This window comes from Janthinobacterium tructae (genome assembly GCF_006517255.1).
Lineage (GTDB): Bacteria > Pseudomonadota > Gammaproteobacteria > Burkholderiales > Burkholderiaceae_D > Janthinobacterium > Janthinobacterium tructae.
Map to the genome: position 1 here is coordinate 4,699,415 of NZ_CP041185.1, position 19,628 is coordinate 4,719,042.

The following is a 19,628-nucleotide window of genomic DNA, read 5'->3' on the forward strand; positions in this document are numbered from 1 at the left end:
GCTAGTCGTCCGGGCCGCGCGCCTGGCTGCTTGAACGTTGCCACGTCCACAGCAAGCCGATACCGGCCGAGGTGCCGCTGTTCTGGCGCAGCAGGGGGCTGGCACGGTTGGCGGCGCTTGCGTAGTTGTCATAGCGTACAAAGGCAAAGGCGCGCCAGTCCTGGTGCAGCCGGTAGGAACCGCCCAGGCCCAGGCGCGTGAGCATCAGCCCGCTTTTTGCCGCATACGCCGGACGCTGGCCGGTGGCAAACGCCGGGCTGACGCCATAAAAGTAATCGTTGATGGCGGCATTGCCCAGTACGGCGCCGACGCTGGCATAGACGTGCCATGCCTGCTGATCGCCTTGCAGTGCATACACGAGGCGCGGTTCGAACGTGGCGCCCTGGCGGCGCAGGCCGCCGCGCGCTTCGATGACGGCGCGCAAGGGCAGTTCCAGGCCCAGGCGGCTGTGTTGCGTCGGCTCGGCCAGCTTGATTTTCAGGCGCGGGCCAAATTCCACCAGGGTGCCCAGGTCCGGCATGCCGTGCCGGGCCGGCACGTCGCTGGACCTGGCCGGCAAGGACAGGGCGAAACCCACGTCGAATTCCACTCGGTCCGTATTGAGCAGGCGCGCGCCCACGCCGGAGCGGTCGGCACGCAGCACTTTCCCGCGATAAATCAAATAGGGCAGGGCCAGGCTGCGCGTCGAGCGCTCGCTGGCGCCGGGATAGGCGGGCGTGACGGCCGTGCCGCCGAAGATGCCCGCTTCCCATAAGGGTAACGCTGGCTCGGCGGCGCACGCGGGCGCCATGGCAGCGAAGAGGGCGGATGTGGCCAGCAGCGTGCGTGTCACTCTCATCGGTGGACTTTCCTGTGCTAGGGAGGTGTGCCGCAAGACTTGCCCACCGGCAGCGATTCCCGGTCGGCAAAGGCGCCCAGGGCCGACGATTGATGAAAGCCCAGTTCGTTACGCACTGCCAAGGCTTCCGTCGACTTGCCCTGGCGGTCATATTGGTCGATCAGCGCCTTGTAGCTGAGCGCGCTCGACCGTTCGCTCTTCTTTGCCAGCGCGATGGCCTGGCGGAAATGAAACTCGGCCGCATCGTAGCGGCAGGCCCCGCTGGCGGCGCGTCCCGCCTGGTGATGCAGCCGCGCCTGCCAAGCGAAGTCGCCCCGGCCCAGTTCGGCATTGTCGACAGCCGCCTCATAGCTGCGCATGGCCTGCGCCCAGTCGCCCTGGCTGGCCGCCTCGCGTGCGAACTGCTCCTGCTGCGCGGCCATGCGCAGTTCGGTTTGCGTGGAGCAGGCGCCCAGCGCGATCAGGATCAGCGGCAGGACGAGGCAAGAGCGGAAGGGGAGTAGTGTGGACATGGCGCCACTGTAGCGCATGCGCGGGCGCGCACGTTTGCGCGGGACGCATGAATTGGGGGATTCGTGCGGCACCGATGACATATAATTTGCACACGACTTTGTTATTTTTGACATATCACCGAACAGGAGCACCATGTTTTCACGTAAATTCCATTCTTGTGCACAGCTGATGCTGGCCACCTTGCTGATGGGCTTTGTCGCCGCGTCCCCTGCGCGCGCGCAGCAAGCGGCCGTCAAATTGCCGAATGTGGTGATCCTGGCCACGGGCGGCACCATCGCCGGCAGCGGCGCCGACAGTACCACCACCGTCGGCTACACCTCGGCCACCGTGGGCGTCGAGCGCCTGATCGCGGCCGTGCCGGAACTGAAGAAAGTGGCGAATGTGAAAGGCGAGCAAGTGTTCCAGATCGCCAGCGAAAGCATGGGCAATAGCCACTGGCTGGCCCTGGCCAAACGCATCAACGTGCTGCTGGCCTCGAACGATGTCGATGGCGTGGTCGTCACGCACGGCACCGATACCATCGAAGAGACGGCGTATTTCCTGAACCTCACCGTGAAGAGCCACAAACCCGTGGTCGTGGTGGGCGCCATGCGTCCGTCGACCGCCATTTCGGCCGACGGCCCCATCAACCTGTACAACGCCGTGATGCTCGCTGGCAGCAAGGAAGCCGTGGGCAAGGGCGTGCTGGTGGCCTTGAACGACCAGATCAACGCGGCGCGCGAAGTGACCAAGACGAACACCTCGACCACCGATACCTTCAAATCGCCGGAACTGGGCATGCTCGGCTACATCCAGGGCAGCAAGGCCTTTTTCTACCGCCAGTCGACGCGCAAGCACACGCTGGAATCGGAATTTGACATCAGCAAGCTCGATGCCCTGCCGCAAGTGGACATCGTGTATGGCTACGCCAACATGAACCGTGTCGGCATGGATGCCTTCATCGCCGCCGGCGCCAAGGGCATCATCCACGCGGGCGTGGGCGATGGCAGCGTGGCCGCGCAAATGAAGCCGGCCCTGGTGGAAGCGCGCCAGAAGGGCGTGCTGATCGTGCGTGCTAGCCGCGTCGGCCAGGGCATCGTGGCGCGCAATGGCGAAGCCAACGACGATGAACTCGACAGTGTCGTGTCCGACACCCTGAACCCGCAAAAAGCCCGCATCCTGCTGATGCTGGCCTTGACCAAGACCAACAGTACGCAAGAAATCCAGCGTATTTTCTATACCTATTGATCGCCGTCACGCCGGCCCAGCCACTGCGGCTGGGCTTGGCTGATTTACGCTAGCCCGCTTTGCTGCCATACTTCGCATCTGAATAATTTCCTGGCAGAAGCAGCAATACTGTTCCTTGTCCCCTGTTCATGGCTATCCTGTCCGACATCATCCTGTATCCGATCAAATCGTGCGCCGGCATCCATTTGCGCGAGGCGGTCTTGACGCGCTCAGGGCTGATGAGCGAACACGTGTTCGACCGCGAATGGATGGTGGTCGATGCGCAGGGCCGTTTCCTGACCCAGCGCGAACATCCGCGCATGGCGCTGATCGTGCCTTCCATCAAGGCCACCACGCTGGAATTGCGCGCACCGGGCATGCTGCGCCTGGAAATCGAACTGGGCTTGCCACATCCGCAACTGGCGCCCATGCTGGAAGTGCAGGTGTGGGACGATAGCGTGCGCGCCTACGATTGCGACGACGTCACGGCCACCTGGTTTTCCAACGCCATCGGCGTGCCGTGCCGCCTGGTGCGCTTTCACCCGGACGTGGTGCGCGCCACCAGCACCACCTGGACGGGCGGCGTGGCCGCTTCGACCATGTTTGCCGACGGTTACCCGGTGCTGATCGCCGGCAGTGCCTCGCTGGACGATGTCAATGACAAGCTGCGCGCCGCCGGCCGCGAGGCGCTGCCGATGAACCGTTTCCGTCCCAATCTGGTGATCGGCGATATCGGTGCCTTCGAGGAAGACTACGCCGCGTTCCTGCAATTTGGCGCCACCGTGTTAACACCCGTCAAGCCGTGCTCGCGCTGCCCGATCCCGTCGGTGGACCAGGCCACGGGCGTGCCGGGACCGGACCCGCTCGACGTCATGCATGGCTATCGTGCCAAGCCCGAACTCGATGGCGCCATCTGCTTCGGCATGAACGCCATCGTCACCGACGGCGGCGACGAGCGCATCGTGGTGGGGCAGGACATCGGTTTCGAACTGGCATTTTAAGCATGGCGCCCGCACACAAGGGTTTAAGGTTTTTATGAATCAAGCAATACCGCCGGACCCGCGCATTGCCAGCCTCGAAGCCGAAAACCAGGCCTTGCGCGCGCGCATGGCTTTCCTGCTGGAACAGGTTGAACGCAACCACGACATCATGTGCCGCCACCAGGCGTTCGACCTGGAAATCGTCAGCGCGTCCACCTTTCCCGAACTGATCGGCACCATTTTTCGCACCTTGCCCGTGATCTCCGACCTCGACGGCGTCACCTTGAGCCTGCTCGACGAGGATGACGATATCGTGCTGGTGATGGAAAAGCTGGGCGTCGATTTCAGCGCCTTTCCGCAGTTGCTGTTCGTGCATGCCGTGGCGGAGCTGGGTTTTGCTTCGCCAGCGCCCGCAGCCGAAGGGGAAGCGGCCTTGCCGCCGTCGCCCCTGCTGGGACAGTTCGACGCCGCGGTGCATGGCCCCCGCTTTCCGGGCATCGACGCTCCCCTGCGCAGCGTGGCGCTGGTGCCCTTGCTGCGCAACAAGCGCCTGATTGGCAGCCTGAACCTGGCCAGCGGCGACATGACGCGCTTCACGCCTTCGCTGGGCACGGATTTCATCAAGCACATGGCCTCCATCATCGCCATTTGCCTGGAAAACGTGATCAGCAATGAAATGCTGAAGTACATCGGCTTGACCGATTCCTTGACGGGCGTCTATAACCGCCGCTATATCGACCGTCGGCTGCTGGAAGAAATCGGTCGCGCGCGGCGCCAGAATTATTGCATTTCGTGTATGTATATCGATATCGACCATTTCAAGCTGGTCAATGACACCTATGGCCACCAGGGCGGCGATGAAGTGCTGCGCGAAGTGGCCACGCGCATCCGCACGGAATTGCGCCGCTCCGATGCGCTGGGCCGCTTCGGCGGCGAGGAATTCGTCGTCCTGCTGATCGATGCCGACCTCGACAGCGCGACCTTCGTTGCCGAACGCATCCGCGCCAGCATCGCCGGCACCATGTTTGACTTGCCGGGCAGCGCGCAAGCGTGGGTCAGCGTGTCGATCGGCGTGGCCAGCCTGGAAGCGGACGCGGCGCTGCTACCCATTGAAACGGTGGCGCAGCAGCTGGTGGCGCACGCCGACCAGGCCCTGTACCAGGCCAAGGCGGGCGGACGCAACAAGGTCATCAGCTGGCAGGCGCAGATCGGCTGACCAAGATCGGCTGACTATTTCAATAATAGTGTTTCGGCTTTGGCCACGGCATCCGCGCTGCCGCGCAGCACCACCACATCGCCGCTGGCCAGCTGCGTCTCGGGGGTGACATCGAGGCGGCCACGGCCGCGGCGGATGGCCGTCACGGTCGCGCCGCAGCCAGCGACGTCGAGCATGCTCAAGGGCAAGCCCACACACTGCGCGCCCTCGCTGACGGTGACTGTATGCAGGCGTTCCAGCTCGGCATCGTCGCCCGCGTCGCTGGAGCCATGGAAATAGCCGCGCAGCGAGGCATAGCGTTCCTCGCGTGCCGCCTGCACCCGGTGCACCACGCGGCGCAGGGGCACGCCCATCATGATCAGCGCGTGCGAGGCGAGCATCAGACTGCCTTCCATCAATTCCGGCACCACTTCGGCCGCGCCCGCTTTCTTCAACTGGTCGAGGTCGCTGTCGTCGTGGCTGCGCACGATGACGGGCAAGGTGGGCGCCATGTCGTTGAGTAAATGCAATAACTTCAGTGCCGAGGGGGTATTCGCATAGGTGATCACCACGGCGCTGGCCCGGTAGATACCGGCCGCCACCAGGCTTTCGCGCCGGCCCGCGTCGCCATACGAGACGTGGGCGCCAGCCAGCTGCGCCTCCTGCACCCGTTCCGGGTCCAGGTCCAGCGCGTGGTACTCGATCTTTTCTTCCGCCAGCAGGGTGGCCAGGCTTTGCCCGCTGCGCCCGAAGCCGGCGATCAGCACGTGTTTCTGCGACGCCATGGTGCGCGTGGCGATCTTGGTGAGCGCCAGCGATTGCATCATCCAGTCGTTGGCCGCCAGCTTCATGACGATGGCATCGGACTTGGCGATGAGGAAGGGCGCCACCAGCATCGACAGCACCATCGAGGCCAGTACCACCTGCACGACGAACGGATCCATCAGCTTGATGCCGCCCGCCAGGTTCAGCAGCACGAAGCCGAATTCGCCCGCCTGCGCCAGTCCCAGTCCCGTGCGCAAGGCCACGCCGTTGCTTGACCCGAACAGCCGGGCCAGGCCCGCGATCAGGGCAAATTTCAGCAGCACGGGGCCGCACAGCAGCAGCAAGACCAGCCACCAGTTGTCGAGCACCACACGGATATTGAGCAGCATGCCGACGGTGATGAAGAACAGGCCGAGCAGCACGTCGCGGAAGGGCTTGATATCCTCTTCCACCTGGTGCTTGAATTCCGTCTCGGAAATGAGCATGCCGGCAACAAACGCGCCCAGGGCCAGCGACAGCCCCGCCCGTTCCGTGATCCAGGCCGCGCCCAAGGTGATCAGCAGCAGGTTGAGCATGAACAATTCCTGCGAGCGGCGCTTGGCGACGATGGTCAGCCAGCCACGCACCAGCTTCTGGCCGATGAACAAGAGCAGAATCAGGACAACCAGGGCCTTGCCACCGGCCCAGGCCAGGGTTTCGGCCAGGTTGTCCGAATCGCGCGTGAGGGCGGGAATCAGGATCAGCAGGGGCACCACGGCCAGGTCCTGGAACAGCAAAATGCCGATGATCTTGCGGCCGTGTTCGCTTTCCAGTTCCAGCCGTTCCGTGAGCATTTTCGAGACGATGGCCGTCGACGACATGGCCAGCGCACCACCCAGGGCGAAGGCGGCTTGCCAGCTCAGGTGGATGTAGGCGGACAGGTAGCGTCCGACGAACCAGCCGAAGACGACTGTGGCGATGATGGTGGTGACCACCTGCGCCATGCCCAGTCCGAAGACGATGCGCCGCATGGCGAGGAACTTGGGCAGAGAAAATTCCAACCCGATGGAAAACATCAGGAAGACGACGCCGAATTCGGCCAGGGTGTGGCTGGCTTCGTTCTCGGCTGCCAGGCCCAGCGCGTGGGGGCCGATGACGATGCCGACGGCCAGGTAGCCCAGCATGGGCGGCAGATGCAACATTCTGAAAGCGACCACGCCCAGCACGGCGCTGCCGAGTAACATCAGGGTCAGTTCAAGCGAGGAAAACATGGGTTGCCCGGTGCGGTCAATGGAAATCGTTGTTTGTTGTGACTGGCAAGTTTTTTGCTTTCCTAATTCGTTTATACTTTGGGCATGAGTGTAACCCATGAAAAAACAATGCTGAAAGCTTTTGATCGAATTGACATGCAAGCGACGACCGAGCGCGCCGTCGCGCTGGCCCGCACCACCTTGCAGATCGAGTCCGACGCCATCGTTGCGCTGCACGCGCGCCTGGCCACGGACGACAGCGTAGGCCGCGCCGTGGCGATGTTGCTGCAATGCAAGGGGCGTGTCGTCGTCTCCGGCATCGGCAAGTCCGGCCATATCGCGCGCAAGATTGCCGCCACCCTCGCTTCCACCGGCACGCCGGCCCTGTTCGTGCATCCGGCCGAAGCGGCCCATGGCGACCTGGGCATGGTCACCTCGGACGATGCTTTTATTGCCATATCGTACTCCGGCGAATCGTCGGAACTGATGGCCATCATGCCCGTCGTCAAGCGCATGGGCGGCGTGCTCATTTCCATGACGGGCAAACCGAACTCCAGCCTGGCGCAATTGGCCGACGTGCACCTGGATATTTCCGTTGAGAAAGAAGCCTGTCCGCTGAACCTGGCGCCGACGGCCAGCACCACCGTCACCCTGGCTCTGGGCGACGCGATCGCCGTGGCCTTGCTCGACTTGCGCGGCTTCAAGGAAGAAGATTTCGCCCGCTCGCACCCGGGTGGCGCCCTGGGCCGCCGCCTGCTCACGCATGTGCATGACGTCATGCGCAGCGGCGAACGTGTACCGAAGGTGCCCGTGGACGCTTCCTTGCTGCAGGCGCTGGAAGAAATGACGAAGAAGGGCATGGGCATGACGGCCGTCGTCGATGCGGATGAGCGCCCCGTGGGCGTGTTTACCGATGGCGACTTGCGCCGCATGTTCGAGCGCGTGCAGGATTTCACGCAAGTGGCGATCCGCGACGTCATGCATGCGCAGCCGCGCAGCATCGCGCCCGAACGCCTGGCCGTCGATGCCGTGGCCGTGATGGAGCAGTTCCGCATCAACCAGATGCTGGTCGTCGATGCCGACGGCAAGCTGGTGGGCGCGCTGCATATCCATGATCTGACGCAAGCGAAGGTGATCTGATGGATAGCGTAGCGGACAACCTGGCGCGCGCGGCCAAGGTCAAACTGATGATCTTTGACGTCGACGGCGTGCTCACCGACGGCAGCCTGCATTTCGGCCCCGATGGCGAGATGATGAAAACGTTTAATGTGTATGATGGCCTGGGCATCAAGCTGCTGCAGGAATCGGGCGTGCAGACGGCCATCATCAGCGCGCGCCGCTCGGCCATCACGGCGCGCCGCGCGCAAGACCTGGGCATTACCCATGTGCACCAGGGCGGTCACGACAAGCTGACGCCGTTTCGCGAACTGCTGGCGCTGACGGGCTTGACGGAAGAGCAATGCGGCTATATCGGCGACGATGTCATCGATGCGCCCATCCTGCGCCGCGTGGGCTTTGCCGTCAGCGTGCCGGGCGGGCGTCCGGAAGCGCTGGACCTGGCGCACCATGTGACGCAGGCCGGCGGCGGCCGTGGCGCGGTGCGCGAGATCTGCGAATTCCTGCTGCGCGCTCAGGATAACTATGCGCGCGTCATGGCGCCATTCCTGGAGTGAGGCGCATCGCCTTGCCGCCAGTCAGATTTGAAAGAGTGAAATCCTATGCGTAAGCCAGGAGGCGCCCATCGCTGGCGCATGATTTTTACCGTGCTGGGGGCCGTCGTCTTTGCGCTGGGCAGCTTTTGGCTGCTGGAAGTGATGAACAAGAATGCCCAGGACATCACGGCCAGCAAGCATCTGGATGAGCCAGACTATTTCATCACCAATTTCAGCCTGGTGCGCATGGACTTGACGGGTAAACCCAGCTATATCGTATCGGGCACCAAGCTCACGCATTATCCGCTCGACGATTCATCCGATATCGACCAGCCTTTCGTGCGCAAGCTTACGCCTGGCATGCCGCCGATGAACATGAATGCGGAACTGGCGCATATCGACCAGGACAATACCCGGTTGCAACTGCACCGCAAGGTCGTGATCGACCGCGTGGCCAGTCCGAAGGCGCAGAACCTGACAGTCAAGACGGAAGCGCTGACGGTATTCCCGGATGAAGAAAGAATGGAAACGGACGTGCCTGTCGATATCCTGACGGGCGCCTCGCGCATCAATGGCATCGGCATGAAGGCCAATAACGCCACTGGCGTGGTGGAAGTGCAGAATGCGCTGCGCATGGTCCTCCCGCCGAAACCGCGCCCGGCTGCGGCGGCAAAATGACAGAATGAAACAAGGAAACCATACTATGAAGAATATCTTGCTGTTGACCGTATTTTCTCTGGCCATGATGGGCGTGGCGCATGCCGAGAAGGCCGATTCCGAGAAGGAAGCCGTCATCACGGCACGTAGCGGCCACGTCGATGACGTCAAGCAGGTACGCACGCTGACGGGCGACGTCGTGCTGGTGAAAGGGACTCTGACCATGAAGGCGGGCCGGGCCCTGATCACGGAAGACCCGCAAGGCTACCAGTTCATCACCTTCTGGGCCGATCCCGGCAAGCTGGCCACCTTCCGCCAGAAGCGCGATGGCGCGGGCGACCTGTGGGTGGAAGGCGAGGCGGAGCGCGTGGAATACGATAACAAGACGGAAGTGGTGAAACTGTTTTCCAAGGCCAAGCTGACGCGCCTGGAAGGCACGAAAGTGACCGACGTGGCCAACGGTGCCTTCATCTCGTATGACAGCCGCAAGGAAGTATTCAAAATGGAAAATTCCGACAGCGGCACCAGCACGCCCGATGGCGGCAGCGTGCGCATGGTGATCCAGCCGAAGCCCAAGGCGCCGGCCACGCCCGCACCAGGAAAGAACTAATGGACAATACACGTTGCGGCAGCACCCTGATCGTTCGCGGGCTGCAAAAAACCTATGGCAAGCGGCAAGTCGTGCATGATGTCTCGCTGCAAGTCGAATGCGGCGAAGTGGTGGGATTGCTGGGCCCGAACGGCGCCGGCAAGACCACCTCGTTCTACATGATCGTCGGCCTGGTGCCGTCGGACGGCGGCACCATCGATATCAGCGGCGTGGACATTTCCCGCCTGCCGATCCACCGCCGCGCGCAGATGGGCCTGTCGTATCTGCCGCAGGAAGCGTCCGTCTTCCGCAAGCTGACGGTGGAAGACAATATCCGCGCCGTGCTGGAAATCCAGACCGTCGAAGGCCGTCCCCTGAAGAAGGCCGAGATCGAGGAGCGCCTGGATAAATTGCTGGCCGACTTGCAAATTGAAAAGTTGCGCGAGAACCAGGCGCTGTCGCTGTCGGGCGGCGAGCGCCGCCGTGTGGAAATCGCCCGCGCGCTGGCGACCGACCCGCGTTTCGTGCTGCTCGACGAACCGTTCGCCGGTGTCGACCCGATCGCCGTGATCGAGATCCAGCGCATCGTGCGCTTCTTGAAGGAGCGCAATATCGGCGTGCTGATCACCGACCATAATGTGCGCGAGACGCTGGGTATCTGCGACCGTGCCTACATCATCAACCAGGGCTCGGTGCTGGCGTCGGGACGCCCCGACGACATCATCGCGAACGAGTCGGTACGCCGGGTCTACCTGGGCGAACACTTCCGCATGTGAGCCAATGAAACAATCATTGCAGCTGCGCACTTCGCAGCACCTGGCACTGACGCCGCAGTTGCAGCAATCGATACGCCTGTTGCAATTGTCTACCCTGGAATTGCACCAGGAACTAGAGCAACTGCTGACGGACAATCCCTTGCTCGAGCGCCTCGACGATCCGCTCGATCATTCGCTGCGCCTGCTGTCCGACGGGGCCCTGAGTTCCACGGCCGCGCCGGCCGAAGCGCCGCCCCAGCCGCCAGGCCAGGATGCGCCTGCGGCGCCGGCCGAAGCAGAAGCCTTTGATGGCGAGGCGGGCGACGGCCCGGCCGCCGCGGACGGCGGCGACAGCGACTGGAGCGAGGCGAGCCGGGGCAAGGCGCCCGACGACGAAGATTCCCGTCCGCAATTGGAAGCCCATCACTGCACCCTGCGCGAGCACCTGATGGAGCAGATGCGCGTGACGGTGCTCGAGTTGCGCGACCGCGCGCTGGTCGAGCTGATCATCGACGCGCTCGACGACAATGGCTACCTGGAAGAGTCACTCGACGACATCCTGGCGCGCCTGCCGGAAGAGCTGGAAATCGACGCCGACGAGATGCGCACGGCCTTGTCCCTGTTGCAAAGTTTCGATCCGCCCGGCGTGGGTGCGCGCAATGCATCCGAATGCCTGGCGCTGCAAATCAAGCGTTTGCCGCACGTCGCCATGGTGACGCGGCGCATGGCCCTCGTCATCGTGGAAAAGCACCTGGCCTGGTTTGCCCAGCGCGATTTCAACAAGCTGAAAAAAGCCCTCGATTGCGACGAGGAAGACTTGCGCGAAGCGCAGACGGTGATTCGCCAGTGCAATCCGCATCCGGGCGCCGTGTTCGCCTCGGACGTGTCCGATTACGTGGTGCCCGACGTCGTCGTCAAGCGCGCGCGCAATGGCTGGCAAGTCACCCTGAACAACGACGTCATGCCGCGCCTGCGCGTCAACGCCATGTACGCCAACTTGCTCAAGCAGGGCAAGGGCGAGGGCGCCATGGGCGCACAGTTGCAGGAAGCCAAGTGGCTGATCAAGAATATGCGCCAGCGCTTTGACACGATCCTGCGCGTGGCGCAAGCGATAGTAGAAAGACAAAAGAACTTTTTCTCGCATGGGGCCGTTGCCATGCGCCCCCTTGTGCTCCGTGAAATAGCTGATACACTGGGTTTACACGAGAGTACTATCTCGCGGGTAACAACTCAAAAGTACATGCTGACCCCGCACGGCATGTTCGAGTTGAAATATTTCTTTGGTAGCCACGTCGCCACCGAAGCGGGGGGCGAAGCATCATCGACGGCGATACGGGCATTGATCGTGCAACTGACAGGAGCAGAAGACCCTAAAAATCCTTTATCCGACAGTAAGATTGCGGACATGCTGGGGGAACAAGGCATGGTGATTGCGCGACGTACTGTTGCCAAATACCGGGAAGCGTTGAAAATTCCGCCAGTGAGCCTGCGTAAGTGTTTGTAAGTTTTTTTCGGTTCCTCTGCGGGCCGGATAGGATGGACCGCACGAACCCGATCATCTTTAGGAGTGTGTATGAATCTCACCATCAGCGGACATCATCTCGAAGTGACACCAGCCATCCGTGAATACGTACAAACGAAGCTGGAGCGCGTGAAACGTCATTTCGATCAAGTTATCGATATCGCCGTGATTCTGACCGTGGATAACCTCAAAGAGAAAGAAAAACGTCAAAAGGCCGAAGTCAACCTGCGTCTGAGTGGCAAAACTGTCTATGTGGAAAGCCTGGCGCATGACCTGTATGCCGCAATCGATATCCTGATCGACAAGCTGGACAGGCAAGTGATGAAATACAAAACCAAAGTGCAAGGGCACGGTAAAGAGGCGATCAAGCATCTGCCAGACAACTCCGAGGAAGACGCCGTCGTCGCCGTTTAAGGCCACCCGCTTCCAGCAGTTGTGATCAACTAAGGGCGCACATCTTGCGCCCTTTTTTGCGCCCGTACCTGTCGAACGCAATGTTCCCCATGCAGGCGCTAGAATGTTTGCACTTTCACTTCTTTCTGCCTGCCATGAGCGACTTCGTCCAGACCTCCATCCGCAACCGTACCGGGCACATCGTGCTCGACCGTCCGAAAGCCTTCAATTCCCTGTCGCTGGAGATGGTGCGCGCCCTGAGTGCCGTCTTGCTGGCCTGGCGCGACGATCCGCAGGTGGACGCCGTCGTGATCCGTTCCAGCAGCGAAAAAGCCCTGTGCGCCGGTGGCGACATCCGTTTCTTTTACGATGCGGGCCTGGCTACGCCGCAAGGCGGCAGTGCGTTGCTGGAAGATTTCTTTACGGAAGAATACGCCTTAAATCATGTGATTCATTTCTACCCGAAACCGTATATCGCCGTGATGGATGGCGTGGTCATGGGCGGCGGCATGGGCGTGGCGCAAGCCGGGCCCGGCAACCGCCTGCGCATCGTCACGGGCCGCACGCGCATGGCCATGCCGGAAGTCAATATCGGCTTGTTCCCGGACGTGGGCGGCAGTTATTTCCTGTCCCGCCTGGCCGGCCGGCTGGGCCTGTACCTGGGCTTGACGGGCTTGACGATCAACGCGGCCGATGCCCTGTACACGGGCCTGGCCGATGTCTACCTGCCCGAGGCGCAGATGGGGGCGCTGCTGGCCCTGTTCGACTCGACGCCGGGCGAGGCCTTGCCGGTGGCCATCAAGGCGCTGGCCGCGCCGTTTCAGGCCGAGGCGGGGGCTTCTCCTTTGGCCACCGCGCGCACGGCGCTGGACCGCCACTTCGGCGCCCCTTCCGTGGCTGCCATCATGGCCTCGCTGGCGCAGGACGACAGCGCGTTCGCGGGCAAGGCCCTGGCGGCCATGCGCCTGCGTTCTCCCTTGATGATGTCGGTGACCCTGGAATTACTGCAACGCGGTGCCCATCTGGGCGTGGCCGATTGCCTGCGCCTGGAGCGCAGCGTGGTGCGCCACAATTTCGCGCATGGCGAAGTGCTCGAAGGCGTGCGCGCGCTGGTGATCGACAAGGACAATGCGCCACGCTGGAACCCTGCCAGCCTGGACGAGGTCGATGCAGCCATGGTGGCGCGTTTCTTTGCGCCCGTCTGGCCGGCGTCAGCGCATCCGCTGCGCCACCTCGATTAATTAGCTGCGCTCGCGGTGGCGCAAGACCACGCGCTCGTTGGGGCCGAAGTATTGCGCCAGCCGTTCCGCCATGTACACGGAGCGGTGCTGGCCGCCCGTGCAACCGAGCGCCACCGTCAGGTAGCTGCGGTTGTCGGATTTGAATGACGGCAACCACTTCTCGATGAAGGCGCGGATGTCGGCCAGCAGCTCCAGCGCGCTCGGTTGCGCGTCGAGGAAGGCGATCACGGGCGCATCGCGTCCGTCGAGCGGACGCAGCGCCAGGTCGTAATAGGGATTCGGCAAGGCCCGCACATCGAAGACGAAATCGGCGTCCAGCGGCACGCCCAGTTTGAAGGCGAACGATTCGAAGAACAGGGTCAGCGGCGCGCGTTCGGAGGCGACGATATCCTTGATCCAGGCGCGCAATTTATTGGCGCTCAGTTCCGAGGTATCGATCACATGGCCCAGCTGTTCGATGGTCGACAGGCGCTCGCGTTCTTCCGAGATGCATTCGATCAGGGTGCGGCGGCTGGCGGGGTTCTGGTTCGGACGCAATTCGTGCGACAGCGGATGGCTGCGCCGCGTTTCCGAGAAGCGCGCCACCAGCGAATGCGTGGTGGCCGTGAGGAACATCACCTTGACGTCATGCCCCTGGTCGCGCAGCAGGGCCACATTGTGCGGCAGGCTGGCCAGCGACTCGGCGCTGCGCGCATCGACGGCGACGGCCAGTTGCGGTGTGCCTTCGTCGAGCAAGGTTTGCACCAGGCTGGGCAGCAAGGCCGGTGGCAGGTTGTCGACACAATAGTAGCCGGTATCTTCCAGCACATTGAGCGCGACGGATTTACCGGAGCCGGATATTCCGGTGATAAGGACGATATGCATACGCCGATCATACAATAAAGATTGGCACTGCGCTCCCGAGGCAATGATCTTTACAAATTATTGCAATTATTGTTCGAGCATTGCTTGTATTTAATTGTTGCCATTGGCGTCAATGTGGGGTCAGACCCGTCGGGTCGGACCCCGGTAATTAGTCACCACTCATTGCCAACCTCTGCCGCTCCATGAACTCCTGCAAGGTATCGATGCCGCGCAGCTGCAGAATCGTATTGCGCACGGCCGCTTCCAGCAGCACGGCGATGTTGCGGCCGGCGGCGACGGGGATGACGACCTTGCGCACGGGCAAGCCGAGCACGTCTTCCGTGGGGAACAGGAAGGGCAGGCGTTCGACTTCCTCTTCCAGCGCGTTGCGGCGCACCAGGTGCACGATCAGTTTCAAACGCATCTTGCGGCGCACGGCCGTTTCGCCAAAGATGGCCTTGATATCGAGCAAGCCCAGGCCCCGCACTTCCAGCAGGTTTTGCAGCAGGGGCGGGCAGCGGCCTTCGATCATGTTGGGCGCGATGCGCGAGAATTCCACGGCGTCATCGGCCACCAGGCCGTGGCTGCGCGAAATCAGTTCCAGGCCCAGCTCGCTCTTGCCCAGACCCGAATCGCCCGTGATCAGCACGCCCACGCCCAGCACGTCCATGAACACGCCATGCATGATGATGCGCTGCGCCAGCTTTTTGGACAGGTAGACGCGCAGGAAGTCGATCACTTGCGCGGCCGGCAGCGGGGTCGAGAACAGGGGAATGTTTTGCTCGTCGCAGATGGCGAGGATGTCGGGCGGCGTTTCCAGCCCTTGCGCGATGATCAGCGCGGGTGGGCCGCCGGCGATCAGTTCACCGATCACATGCGTGCGCGTGTTGACCTTCAGGCGCTGATAATAATTGATTTCCTGGTGACCGAAGACCTGGATGCGGCCCGGATGGATCAGGTTCAAGTGGCCCACCTGGTCGGCGGCCGACGAGACGTCGCCCGAGATCAGGCGCTCGCCGCCGGGAAAGCCGGCGAACCAGCCCAGTTGCAGACTTTCACGATTATCGTCGTACAGGCGTTGTATCGTCAGCGGCGTTTGCAACATGGCAGTCTTCTTCAGGAGTGGAGGAATACCTGAAGTTTAACCCGTCGCTTGCAGACTGGGTTGCCAATTGACGATGCGCGAATGCACGGATTTCGGTTCCGGATCCGTGGCCAGCGCCGTGCGGAAGGCATCGTCGGAAAACATTTCGGCGATTTCCGACAAAATTTCCAGATGTTGCTGGGTGACATGATCGGGAATCAGCAGGAAAAACAGCAGATTGACGGGCTTGCCATCGGGCGACTCGAACGGAATCGGCTCGGCCAGACGCACGAAGGCGCCCAGCGGGGCTTTCAGGGTCTTGCTGCCCTTGACCCTGCCATGCGGTACGGCCACGCCATGGCCCAGGCCTGTCGAGCCCAGGCGTTCGCGGGCAAACAGATTGTCCGAAACGGTAGAGCGGGCGATGCCGTAATTGTTTTCGAAGATCAGGCCGGCTTGCTCGAAGGCGCGCTTTTTACTGGACACTTCCAGGTCCAGCAGGACGTTTTCGAGGGATAGTATTTTGCTAAGATTAGTCATGACACTCAATGAAATGGTGCAATGCGCAGAGGGCTTGCGAGCCGAATTATAGGCCTGTTTCTGCGGCCTGTAACGCCAATTCTCAACAGTATACGCCCGCTGCGGGCACAGTGCGCGCTACAGCCCATGTCGCCATCATTTTAGCAAAAAAATAACATCGGGGTGTATCGGCTATTTCTTGATTAAAAACACACGGCGAACAGATTTTTCCGCCGCCGAATGGCGATTTTCCGATTTTTCAGCGTCTTTGACATGCTCTGCGGCACTACGGTAACGTTGTTTTAAAACACAGCCAACATTCCTGTTGGCATGGTTTTGTGGTGTTGCCTGGTATTACTGGCGCGCATTGCGCAGATTGCCCGGCATCGTGCCCGTGCTGAAGTTGCTGCGCCACGGATTGATATCGAGCCCGCCGCGGCGCGTATAACGCGCATACACGGACAGTTTTTGCGGCTTGCACTGGCGCAAGATATCGACAAAAATGCGCTCCACGCATTGCTCATGGAATTCATTGTGTTCGCGAAAACCGATCAGGTAGCGCAGCAGGCTTTCCTGGTCGATCTGTGGTCCTGCATACGCGATCTGCACGCTGCCCCAGTCCGGCTGACCCGTCACCAGGCAATTCGATTTGAGCAAGTGCGAGACGAGTTTTTCTTCCACGGGCGCATCATCGAACGCCGCCTTCAGCAGCAGCGGCGAGGGCGTGTATTGCGTGATTTCCAGGTCCAGGCGGTCGAGCAGCACGCCGTCGAACTCGCCCATTTTGAGCTTGCCGAAATCTTCCTGCAAGGTCAGTTCCACTTGCACGGGCGCGCCAAAGCCGTTCGACAAATCCTGCTTGAGCAAGGTCAGCAACGCTTCAGGGCTGTCCAGCTTGGTCTGGTTGAACGAGTTCAGGTACAGCTTGAACGATTTCGACTCGATGATGTTCGGCGAATCGGCCGGCGCGCTGACCTTGGCAATGGCCACCTGCGGCTTGCCGCGCTGGTTCAGCCACGACAGTTCATACGCATTCCAGATATCGAGGCCGAAGAACGGCAAGGTGCCGTGCAATTCCAGCTCGTCGCGCTTGCCTTGGCGGGGAATCGGAAACAGCAGTTCCGGCGCGTAATCGCTGCGGTAGGCGGAGCTTTTGCCGAGGGGAGATTGTTCGGCGAGGTCGTTGGTGGTGGTCATGGTCGTGTGGCGTGAATTCAGTCAAGCACGCATGGTAGCCTATTTCAACCCAACGGCGACGGCTGGGGTCGTACCCTGCAGGGTACGACCCCAGTATTTGCAGTTGGGCTTATTACCCCAGGAACAGTTTATACACAGGATTGCTGCTTTCATCCCAATAACGATAGCCGAGGGTATCGAGGAAGCGGGCGAATTCTCCCATTTCATCGGGCGGCACTTGCAGGCCCACCAGGATGCGGCCCACGTCGCCGCCCTGGCTGCGGTAATGACACAGGGAAATATTCCAGTTCGGCGCCATGCTGTCGAGGAAGCGCATCAGCGCACCGGGGCGCTCGGGGAATTCAAAGCGGTACAGCAGCTCGTCCTGTGCCAGGCGGCTCTTGCCGCCCACCAGGTGGCGGATGTGCGACTTGGCCAGCTCGTCGTGGGTCAGGTCCAGCGTCTTGAATTCATGCTCTTCGAATTTCTTCGCCATCGCCCCGGATTCATGCCGGTCGGCAATCTGGATGCCGACGAACACGTGCGCGGCTTTTTCATCGCTGATACGGTAGTTAAATTCCGTCACGTTGCGCGCGCCGATGAGCGAGCAGAAGCGCTTGAAGCTGCCCCGCTGTTCGCGCATGGTGACGGCAAACACGGCTTCGCGGAACTCGCCCAGCTCGGCACGCTCGGCAACGAAGCGCAGGCGGTCGAAATTCATGTTGGCGCCGCAGGCGATGGTGATCAGCGTCTGGTTGACGATGGGGTGCTTGCTCAGGCTGGCCCGCTCCACGTAGGCCTTGGCGCCCGCGATGGCCAGTGCGCCGGCCGGTTCCAGGATGGAGCGCGTATCCGTAAACACATCCTTGATGGCGGCGCAGATGGCGTCCGTGTCGACGATGATGATGTCATCGACATATTGCTGCGCCAGGCGGAAGGTTTCCTCGCCCACCAGACGCACGGCCGTGCCGTCCGAAAACAGGCCCACGTCGGGCAGGGTCACCCGTTCGCCCGCTTTCAGCGAGCGCGCCATGGCGTCCGAATCGACTGTTTGCACGCCGATGATCTTGATGTCGGGGCGAATCTGTTTCACATAGGCAGCCACGCCGGCGATCAGGCCGCCGCCGCCGATGGCGACGAAGATGGCGTGGATGGGGCCGGAATGCTGGCGCAGGATTTCCATGCCGATCGTGCCCTGGCCGGCGATCACGTCCGGATCGTCGAACGGGTGCACGAAGGTCAGCTTCTGTTCTTTTTCCAGGGTCAGCGCGTGGTTGTAGGCGTCCGTGTAGGACTCGCCGTGCAGCACGATTTCCACATGCACGCCGCCGCGCGCCTTGACGGCGTCGATCTTGACGGGGGGCGTGGTGGTGGGCATGACGATGACGGCGCGGCAGCCCATGCGCGCGGCCGACAGGGCCACGCCCTGGGCATGGTTGCCGGCCGAAGCGCAAATGACGCCGCGCTTGCGTTCCGCATCGCTGAGCTGGGCCATCTTGTTGTAGGCGCCGCGAATCTTGAAGCTGAACACACTTTGCATGTCTTCGCGCTTGAAGTAAATCTGGTTGTTCAGGCGCTGCGACAGGGCAGGGGCCAGTTCCAGCGGCGTTTCGGTGGCGACGTCATAGACGCGGGCGGTCAGGATTTTCTTGAGGTAGTCGATGTTCATAGTCTGCTAGCAAGTGATTCTGGGCCAGAAAGGTACTGGAGCGTGTCGGTCGATAGCGGCGGCGCCGCGGCGGATAGCCTGGCGACAAATAATGCTCTGTGGAACTGCGGGCGGGTATGCCTTTGCCTGCTGGCGCGATGTGTGCGGCGCCCAGGCTGCTCTTCATTATAATGGAGAGCCATACTGCATCGCGAAGTGTTCCATGATCGAATCCGCAATCGCCTGGCTGCTGCAGCTGATCGCAGCACCGGAAGTCGGGCTGACGTCGGTCTTTCTGATCAGCTTTATTTCCGCCACCTTGTTGCCGCTCGGCTCGGAGCCGGCCGTGTTTGCCGTCATCAAGGCCAATCCCGCACTGTTCTGGGCCGCCATCGGCGTCGCCACCCTGGGCAATACCCTGGGCGGCATGGTCGACTACTGGATGGGCTACCGGGCCAAGCAGGCGTTCGCCAAGGAGCGCGACACGCGCTGGTTCCGCTGGCTGGCCCGCTATGGCGCCAAGACCATGCTGCTGGCCTGGCTGCCCCTCGTGGGCGACCCCCTGTGCACCCTGGCGGGCTGGCTCAAGCTGCCGTTCTGGCCCAGCGTGGCCTACATGGCCATCGGCAAGTGCGCGCGCTACCTGAGCATGACGGCTTTGCTGCTGTACGTGCCCGATGGCGTATGGCACCGGATCGGACAAATGCTGGCGTAAACGGCAGGCAAACGGGCGTAATGCAACGCCTGTTTGCCCTATTTTTGGGCAGTTCGATAGTTTGTAGTAGAGTCCGATTCTTGGCATTTTTGCGTCAAAAAATCATGG

20 protein-coding genes are annotated in these 19,628 nt (G+C 61.8%); 12 read left to right on the top strand and 8 right to left on the bottom strand.

Annotated elements, in window-relative coordinates; all coding sequences use genetic code 11:
- Position 1: 1 nt before the first annotated feature.
- Entirely contained in the window at positions 2–838 is an 837-nt protein-coding gene (locus tag FJQ89_RS20610) for a MipA/OmpV family protein (protein ID WP_141171511.1), read from the bottom strand.
- 17 nt (positions 839–855) lie between these two features.
- The gene (locus FJQ89_RS20615) at positions 856–1,350 is read right to left on the bottom strand and encodes a tetratricopeptide repeat protein (protein ID WP_141171512.1); all 495 of its coding nucleotides are present in this window, start codon (positions 1,348–1,350) and stop codon (positions 856–858) included.
- 133 nt (positions 1,351–1,483) lie between these two features.
- Between FJQ89_RS20615 and FJQ89_RS20620 the strand changes: the two genes are divergently transcribed.
- The 3 genes from FJQ89_RS20620 (at position 1,484) to FJQ89_RS20630 (ending at position 4,753) form a co-directional block, all read left to right on the top strand.
- Positions 1,484–2,578, top strand: a complete 1,095-nt coding sequence (locus FJQ89_RS20620) for a type II asparaginase (RefSeq protein ID WP_141171513.1) — start codon at positions 1,484–1,486, stop codon at positions 2,576–2,578.
- 128 nt (positions 2,579–2,706) lie between these two features.
- A complete protein-coding gene (locus FJQ89_RS20625) occupies positions 2,707–3,558 on the top strand; it encodes an MOSC domain-containing protein (RefSeq protein WP_141171514.1) in 852 nt (283 codons plus the stop codon).
- Positions 3,559–3,592: 34 nt separating this feature from the next.
- Positions 3,593–4,753 (top strand): GGDEF domain-containing protein, encoded by a 1,161-nt coding sequence (locus FJQ89_RS20630; protein WP_141171515.1) that lies wholly within the window; start codon positions 3,593–3,595, stop codon positions 4,751–4,753.
- Positions 4,754–4,767: 14 nt separating this feature from the next.
- On the opposite strand, the gene FJQ89_RS20635 is transcribed toward FJQ89_RS20630, so the two are convergent.
- On the bottom strand, positions 4,768–6,747 hold the full coding sequence (locus tag FJQ89_RS20635) for a monovalent cation:proton antiporter family protein (RefSeq protein WP_141171516.1): 1,980 nt from the start codon (positions 6,745–6,747) through the stop codon (positions 4,768–4,770).
- 84 nt (positions 6,748–6,831) lie between these two features.
- Between FJQ89_RS20635 and FJQ89_RS20640 the strand changes: the two genes are divergently transcribed.
- From FJQ89_RS20640 to FJQ89_RS20675, 8 genes are all read left to right on the top strand, one after another.
- Entirely contained in the window at positions 6,832–7,866 is a 1,035-nt protein-coding gene (locus tag FJQ89_RS20640; protein WP_373629837.1) for a KpsF/GutQ family sugar-phosphate isomerase, read from the top strand.
- On the top strand, positions 7,866–8,399 hold the full coding sequence (locus tag FJQ89_RS20645) for a KdsC family phosphatase (protein ID WP_141171517.1): 534 nt from the start codon (positions 7,866–7,868) through the stop codon (positions 8,397–8,399). The genes FJQ89_RS20640 and FJQ89_RS20645 overlap by 1 nt, the downstream gene beginning before the upstream one ends.
- A 45-nt stretch (positions 8,400–8,444) precedes the next feature.
- Entirely contained in the window at positions 8,445–9,056 is a 612-nt protein-coding gene (lptC, locus tag FJQ89_RS20650; RefSeq protein WP_243136159.1) for an LPS export ABC transporter periplasmic protein LptC, read from the top strand.
- Positions 9,057–9,081: 25 nt separating this feature from the next.
- A complete protein-coding gene (gene lptA, locus FJQ89_RS20655) occupies positions 9,082–9,645 on the top strand; it encodes a lipopolysaccharide transport periplasmic protein LptA (protein WP_099760889.1) in 564 nt (187 codons plus the stop codon).
- The gene (lptB, locus tag FJQ89_RS20660) at positions 9,645–10,400 is read left to right on the top strand and encodes an LPS export ABC transporter ATP-binding protein (RefSeq protein ID WP_071079722.1); all 756 of its coding nucleotides are present in this window, start codon (positions 9,645–9,647) and stop codon (positions 10,398–10,400) included. The genes lptA and lptB overlap by 1 nt, the downstream gene beginning before the upstream one ends.
- Positions 10,401–10,404: 4 nt before the next feature.
- Positions 10,405–11,883 carry an RNA polymerase factor sigma-54 gene (locus FJQ89_RS20665; RefSeq protein ID WP_141171518.1) on the top strand — a complete coding sequence of 493 codons (1,479 nt, stop codon included), beginning with the start codon at positions 10,405–10,407 and terminating at the stop codon, positions 11,881–11,883.
- A gap of 69 nt (positions 11,884–11,952) precedes the next feature.
- Positions 11,953–12,315, top strand: a complete 363-nt coding sequence (gene hpf / locus FJQ89_RS20670) for a ribosome hibernation-promoting factor, HPF/YfiA family (RefSeq protein WP_141171519.1) — start codon at positions 11,953–11,955, stop codon at positions 12,313–12,315.
- 134 nt (positions 12,316–12,449) lie between these two features.
- Positions 12,450–13,535, top strand: a complete 1,086-nt coding sequence (locus FJQ89_RS20675) for an enoyl-CoA hydratase/isomerase family protein (RefSeq protein WP_141171520.1) — start codon at positions 12,450–12,452, stop codon at positions 13,533–13,535.
- On the opposite strand, the gene rapZ is transcribed toward FJQ89_RS20675, so the two are convergent.
- From rapZ to ilvA, 5 genes are all read right to left on the bottom strand, one after another.
- On the bottom strand, positions 13,536–14,399 hold the full coding sequence (gene rapZ, locus FJQ89_RS20680; protein WP_141171521.1) for an RNase adapter RapZ: 864 nt from the start codon (positions 14,397–14,399) through the stop codon (positions 13,536–13,538).
- A gap of 148 nt (positions 14,400–14,547) precedes the next feature.
- A complete protein-coding gene (gene hprK / locus FJQ89_RS20685) occupies positions 14,548–15,483 on the bottom strand; it encodes an HPr(Ser) kinase/phosphatase (protein ID WP_034753337.1) in 936 nt (311 codons plus the stop codon).
- Positions 15,484–15,519: 36 nt separating this feature from the next.
- On the bottom strand, positions 15,520–16,002 hold the full coding sequence (locus FJQ89_RS20690) for a PTS sugar transporter subunit IIA (RefSeq protein WP_096233534.1): 483 nt from the start codon (positions 16,000–16,002) through the stop codon (positions 15,520–15,522).
- 333 nt (positions 16,003–16,335) lie between these two features.
- Complete coding sequence (queF, locus tag FJQ89_RS20695) at positions 16,336–17,178, bottom strand: NADPH-dependent 7-cyano-7-deazaguanine reductase QueF (protein ID WP_141171522.1); 843 nt, start codon at positions 17,176–17,178, stop codon at positions 16,336–16,338.
- A gap of 112 nt (positions 17,179–17,290) precedes the next feature.
- Positions 17,291–18,826, bottom strand: a complete 1,536-nt coding sequence (gene ilvA, locus FJQ89_RS20700; protein ID WP_141171523.1) for a threonine ammonia-lyase, biosynthetic — start codon at positions 18,824–18,826, stop codon at positions 17,291–17,293.
- Between the two features lie 202 nt (positions 18,827–19,028).
- Between ilvA and FJQ89_RS20705 the strand changes: the two genes are divergently transcribed.
- Positions 19,029–19,520: a YqaA family protein gene (locus tag FJQ89_RS20705; RefSeq protein ID WP_071079715.1), complete on the top strand. Its 492-nt coding sequence runs from the start codon at positions 19,029–19,031 to the stop codon at positions 19,518–19,520.
- Positions 19,521–19,628: the final 108 nt, after the last annotated feature.

Bases quoted from the DNA above. Each gene is read 5' to 3' on its own strand.
- FJQ89_RS20675 (WP_141171520.1), top strand. From the start codon at position 12,450: ATGAGCGACTTCGTCCAGACCTCCATCCGCAACCGTACCGGGCACATC.
- queF (WP_141171522.1), bottom strand. From the start codon at position 17,178: ATGACCACCACCAACGACCTCGCCGAACAATCTCCCCTCGGCAAAAGC.
- ilvA (WP_141171523.1), bottom strand. From the start codon at position 18,826: ATGAACATCGACTACCTCAAGAAAATCCTGACCGCCCGCGTCTATGAC.
- FJQ89_RS20625 (WP_141171514.1), top strand. From the start codon at position 2,707: ATGGCTATCCTGTCCGACATCATCCTGTATCCGATCAAATCGTGCGCC.
- FJQ89_RS20705 (WP_071079715.1), top strand. From the start codon at position 19,029: ATGATCGAATCCGCAATCGCCTGGCTGCTGCAGCTGATCGCAGCACCG.
- lptB (WP_071079722.1), top strand. From the start codon at position 9,645: ATGGACAATACACGTTGCGGCAGCACCCTGATCGTTCGCGGGCTGCAA.
- FJQ89_RS20620 (WP_141171513.1), top strand. From the start codon at position 1,484: ATGTTTTCACGTAAATTCCATTCTTGTGCACAGCTGATGCTGGCCACC.
- lptC (WP_243136159.1), top strand. From the start codon at position 8,445: ATGCGTAAGCCAGGAGGCGCCCATCGCTGGCGCATGATTTTTACCGTG.
- FJQ89_RS20665 (WP_141171518.1), top strand. From the start codon at position 10,405: ATGAAACAATCATTGCAGCTGCGCACTTCGCAGCACCTGGCACTGACG.
- FJQ89_RS20615 (WP_141171512.1), bottom strand. From the start codon at position 1,350: ATGTCCACACTACTCCCCTTCCGCTCTTGCCTCGTCCTGCCGCTGATC.
- FJQ89_RS20645 (WP_141171517.1), top strand. From the start codon at position 7,866: ATGGATAGCGTAGCGGACAACCTGGCGCGCGCGGCCAAGGTCAAACTG.
- FJQ89_RS20635 (WP_141171516.1), bottom strand. From the start codon at position 6,747: ATGTTTTCCTCGCTTGAACTGACCCTGATGTTACTCGGCAGCGCCGTG.
- rapZ (WP_141171521.1), bottom strand. From the start codon at position 14,399: ATGCATATCGTCCTTATCACCGGAATATCCGGCTCCGGTAAATCCGTC.
- FJQ89_RS20630 (WP_141171515.1), top strand. From the start codon at position 3,593: ATGAATCAAGCAATACCGCCGGACCCGCGCATTGCCAGCCTCGAAGCC.
- hpf (WP_141171519.1), top strand. From the start codon at position 11,953: ATGAATCTCACCATCAGCGGACATCATCTCGAAGTGACACCAGCCATC.
- FJQ89_RS20610 (WP_141171511.1), bottom strand. From the start codon at position 838: ATGAGAGTGACACGCACGCTGCTGGCCACATCCGCCCTCTTCGCTGCC.
- FJQ89_RS20640 (WP_373629837.1), top strand. From the start codon at position 6,832: ATGAGTGTAACCCATGAAAAAACAATGCTGAAAGCTTTTGATCGAATT.
- lptA (WP_099760889.1), top strand. From the start codon at position 9,082: ATGAAGAATATCTTGCTGTTGACCGTATTTTCTCTGGCCATGATGGGC.
- FJQ89_RS20690 (WP_096233534.1), bottom strand. From the start codon at position 16,002: ATGACTAATCTTAGCAAAATACTATCCCTCGAAAACGTCCTGCTGGAC.
- hprK (WP_034753337.1), bottom strand. From the start codon at position 15,483: ATGTTGCAAACGCCGCTGACGATACAACGCCTGTACGACGATAATCGT.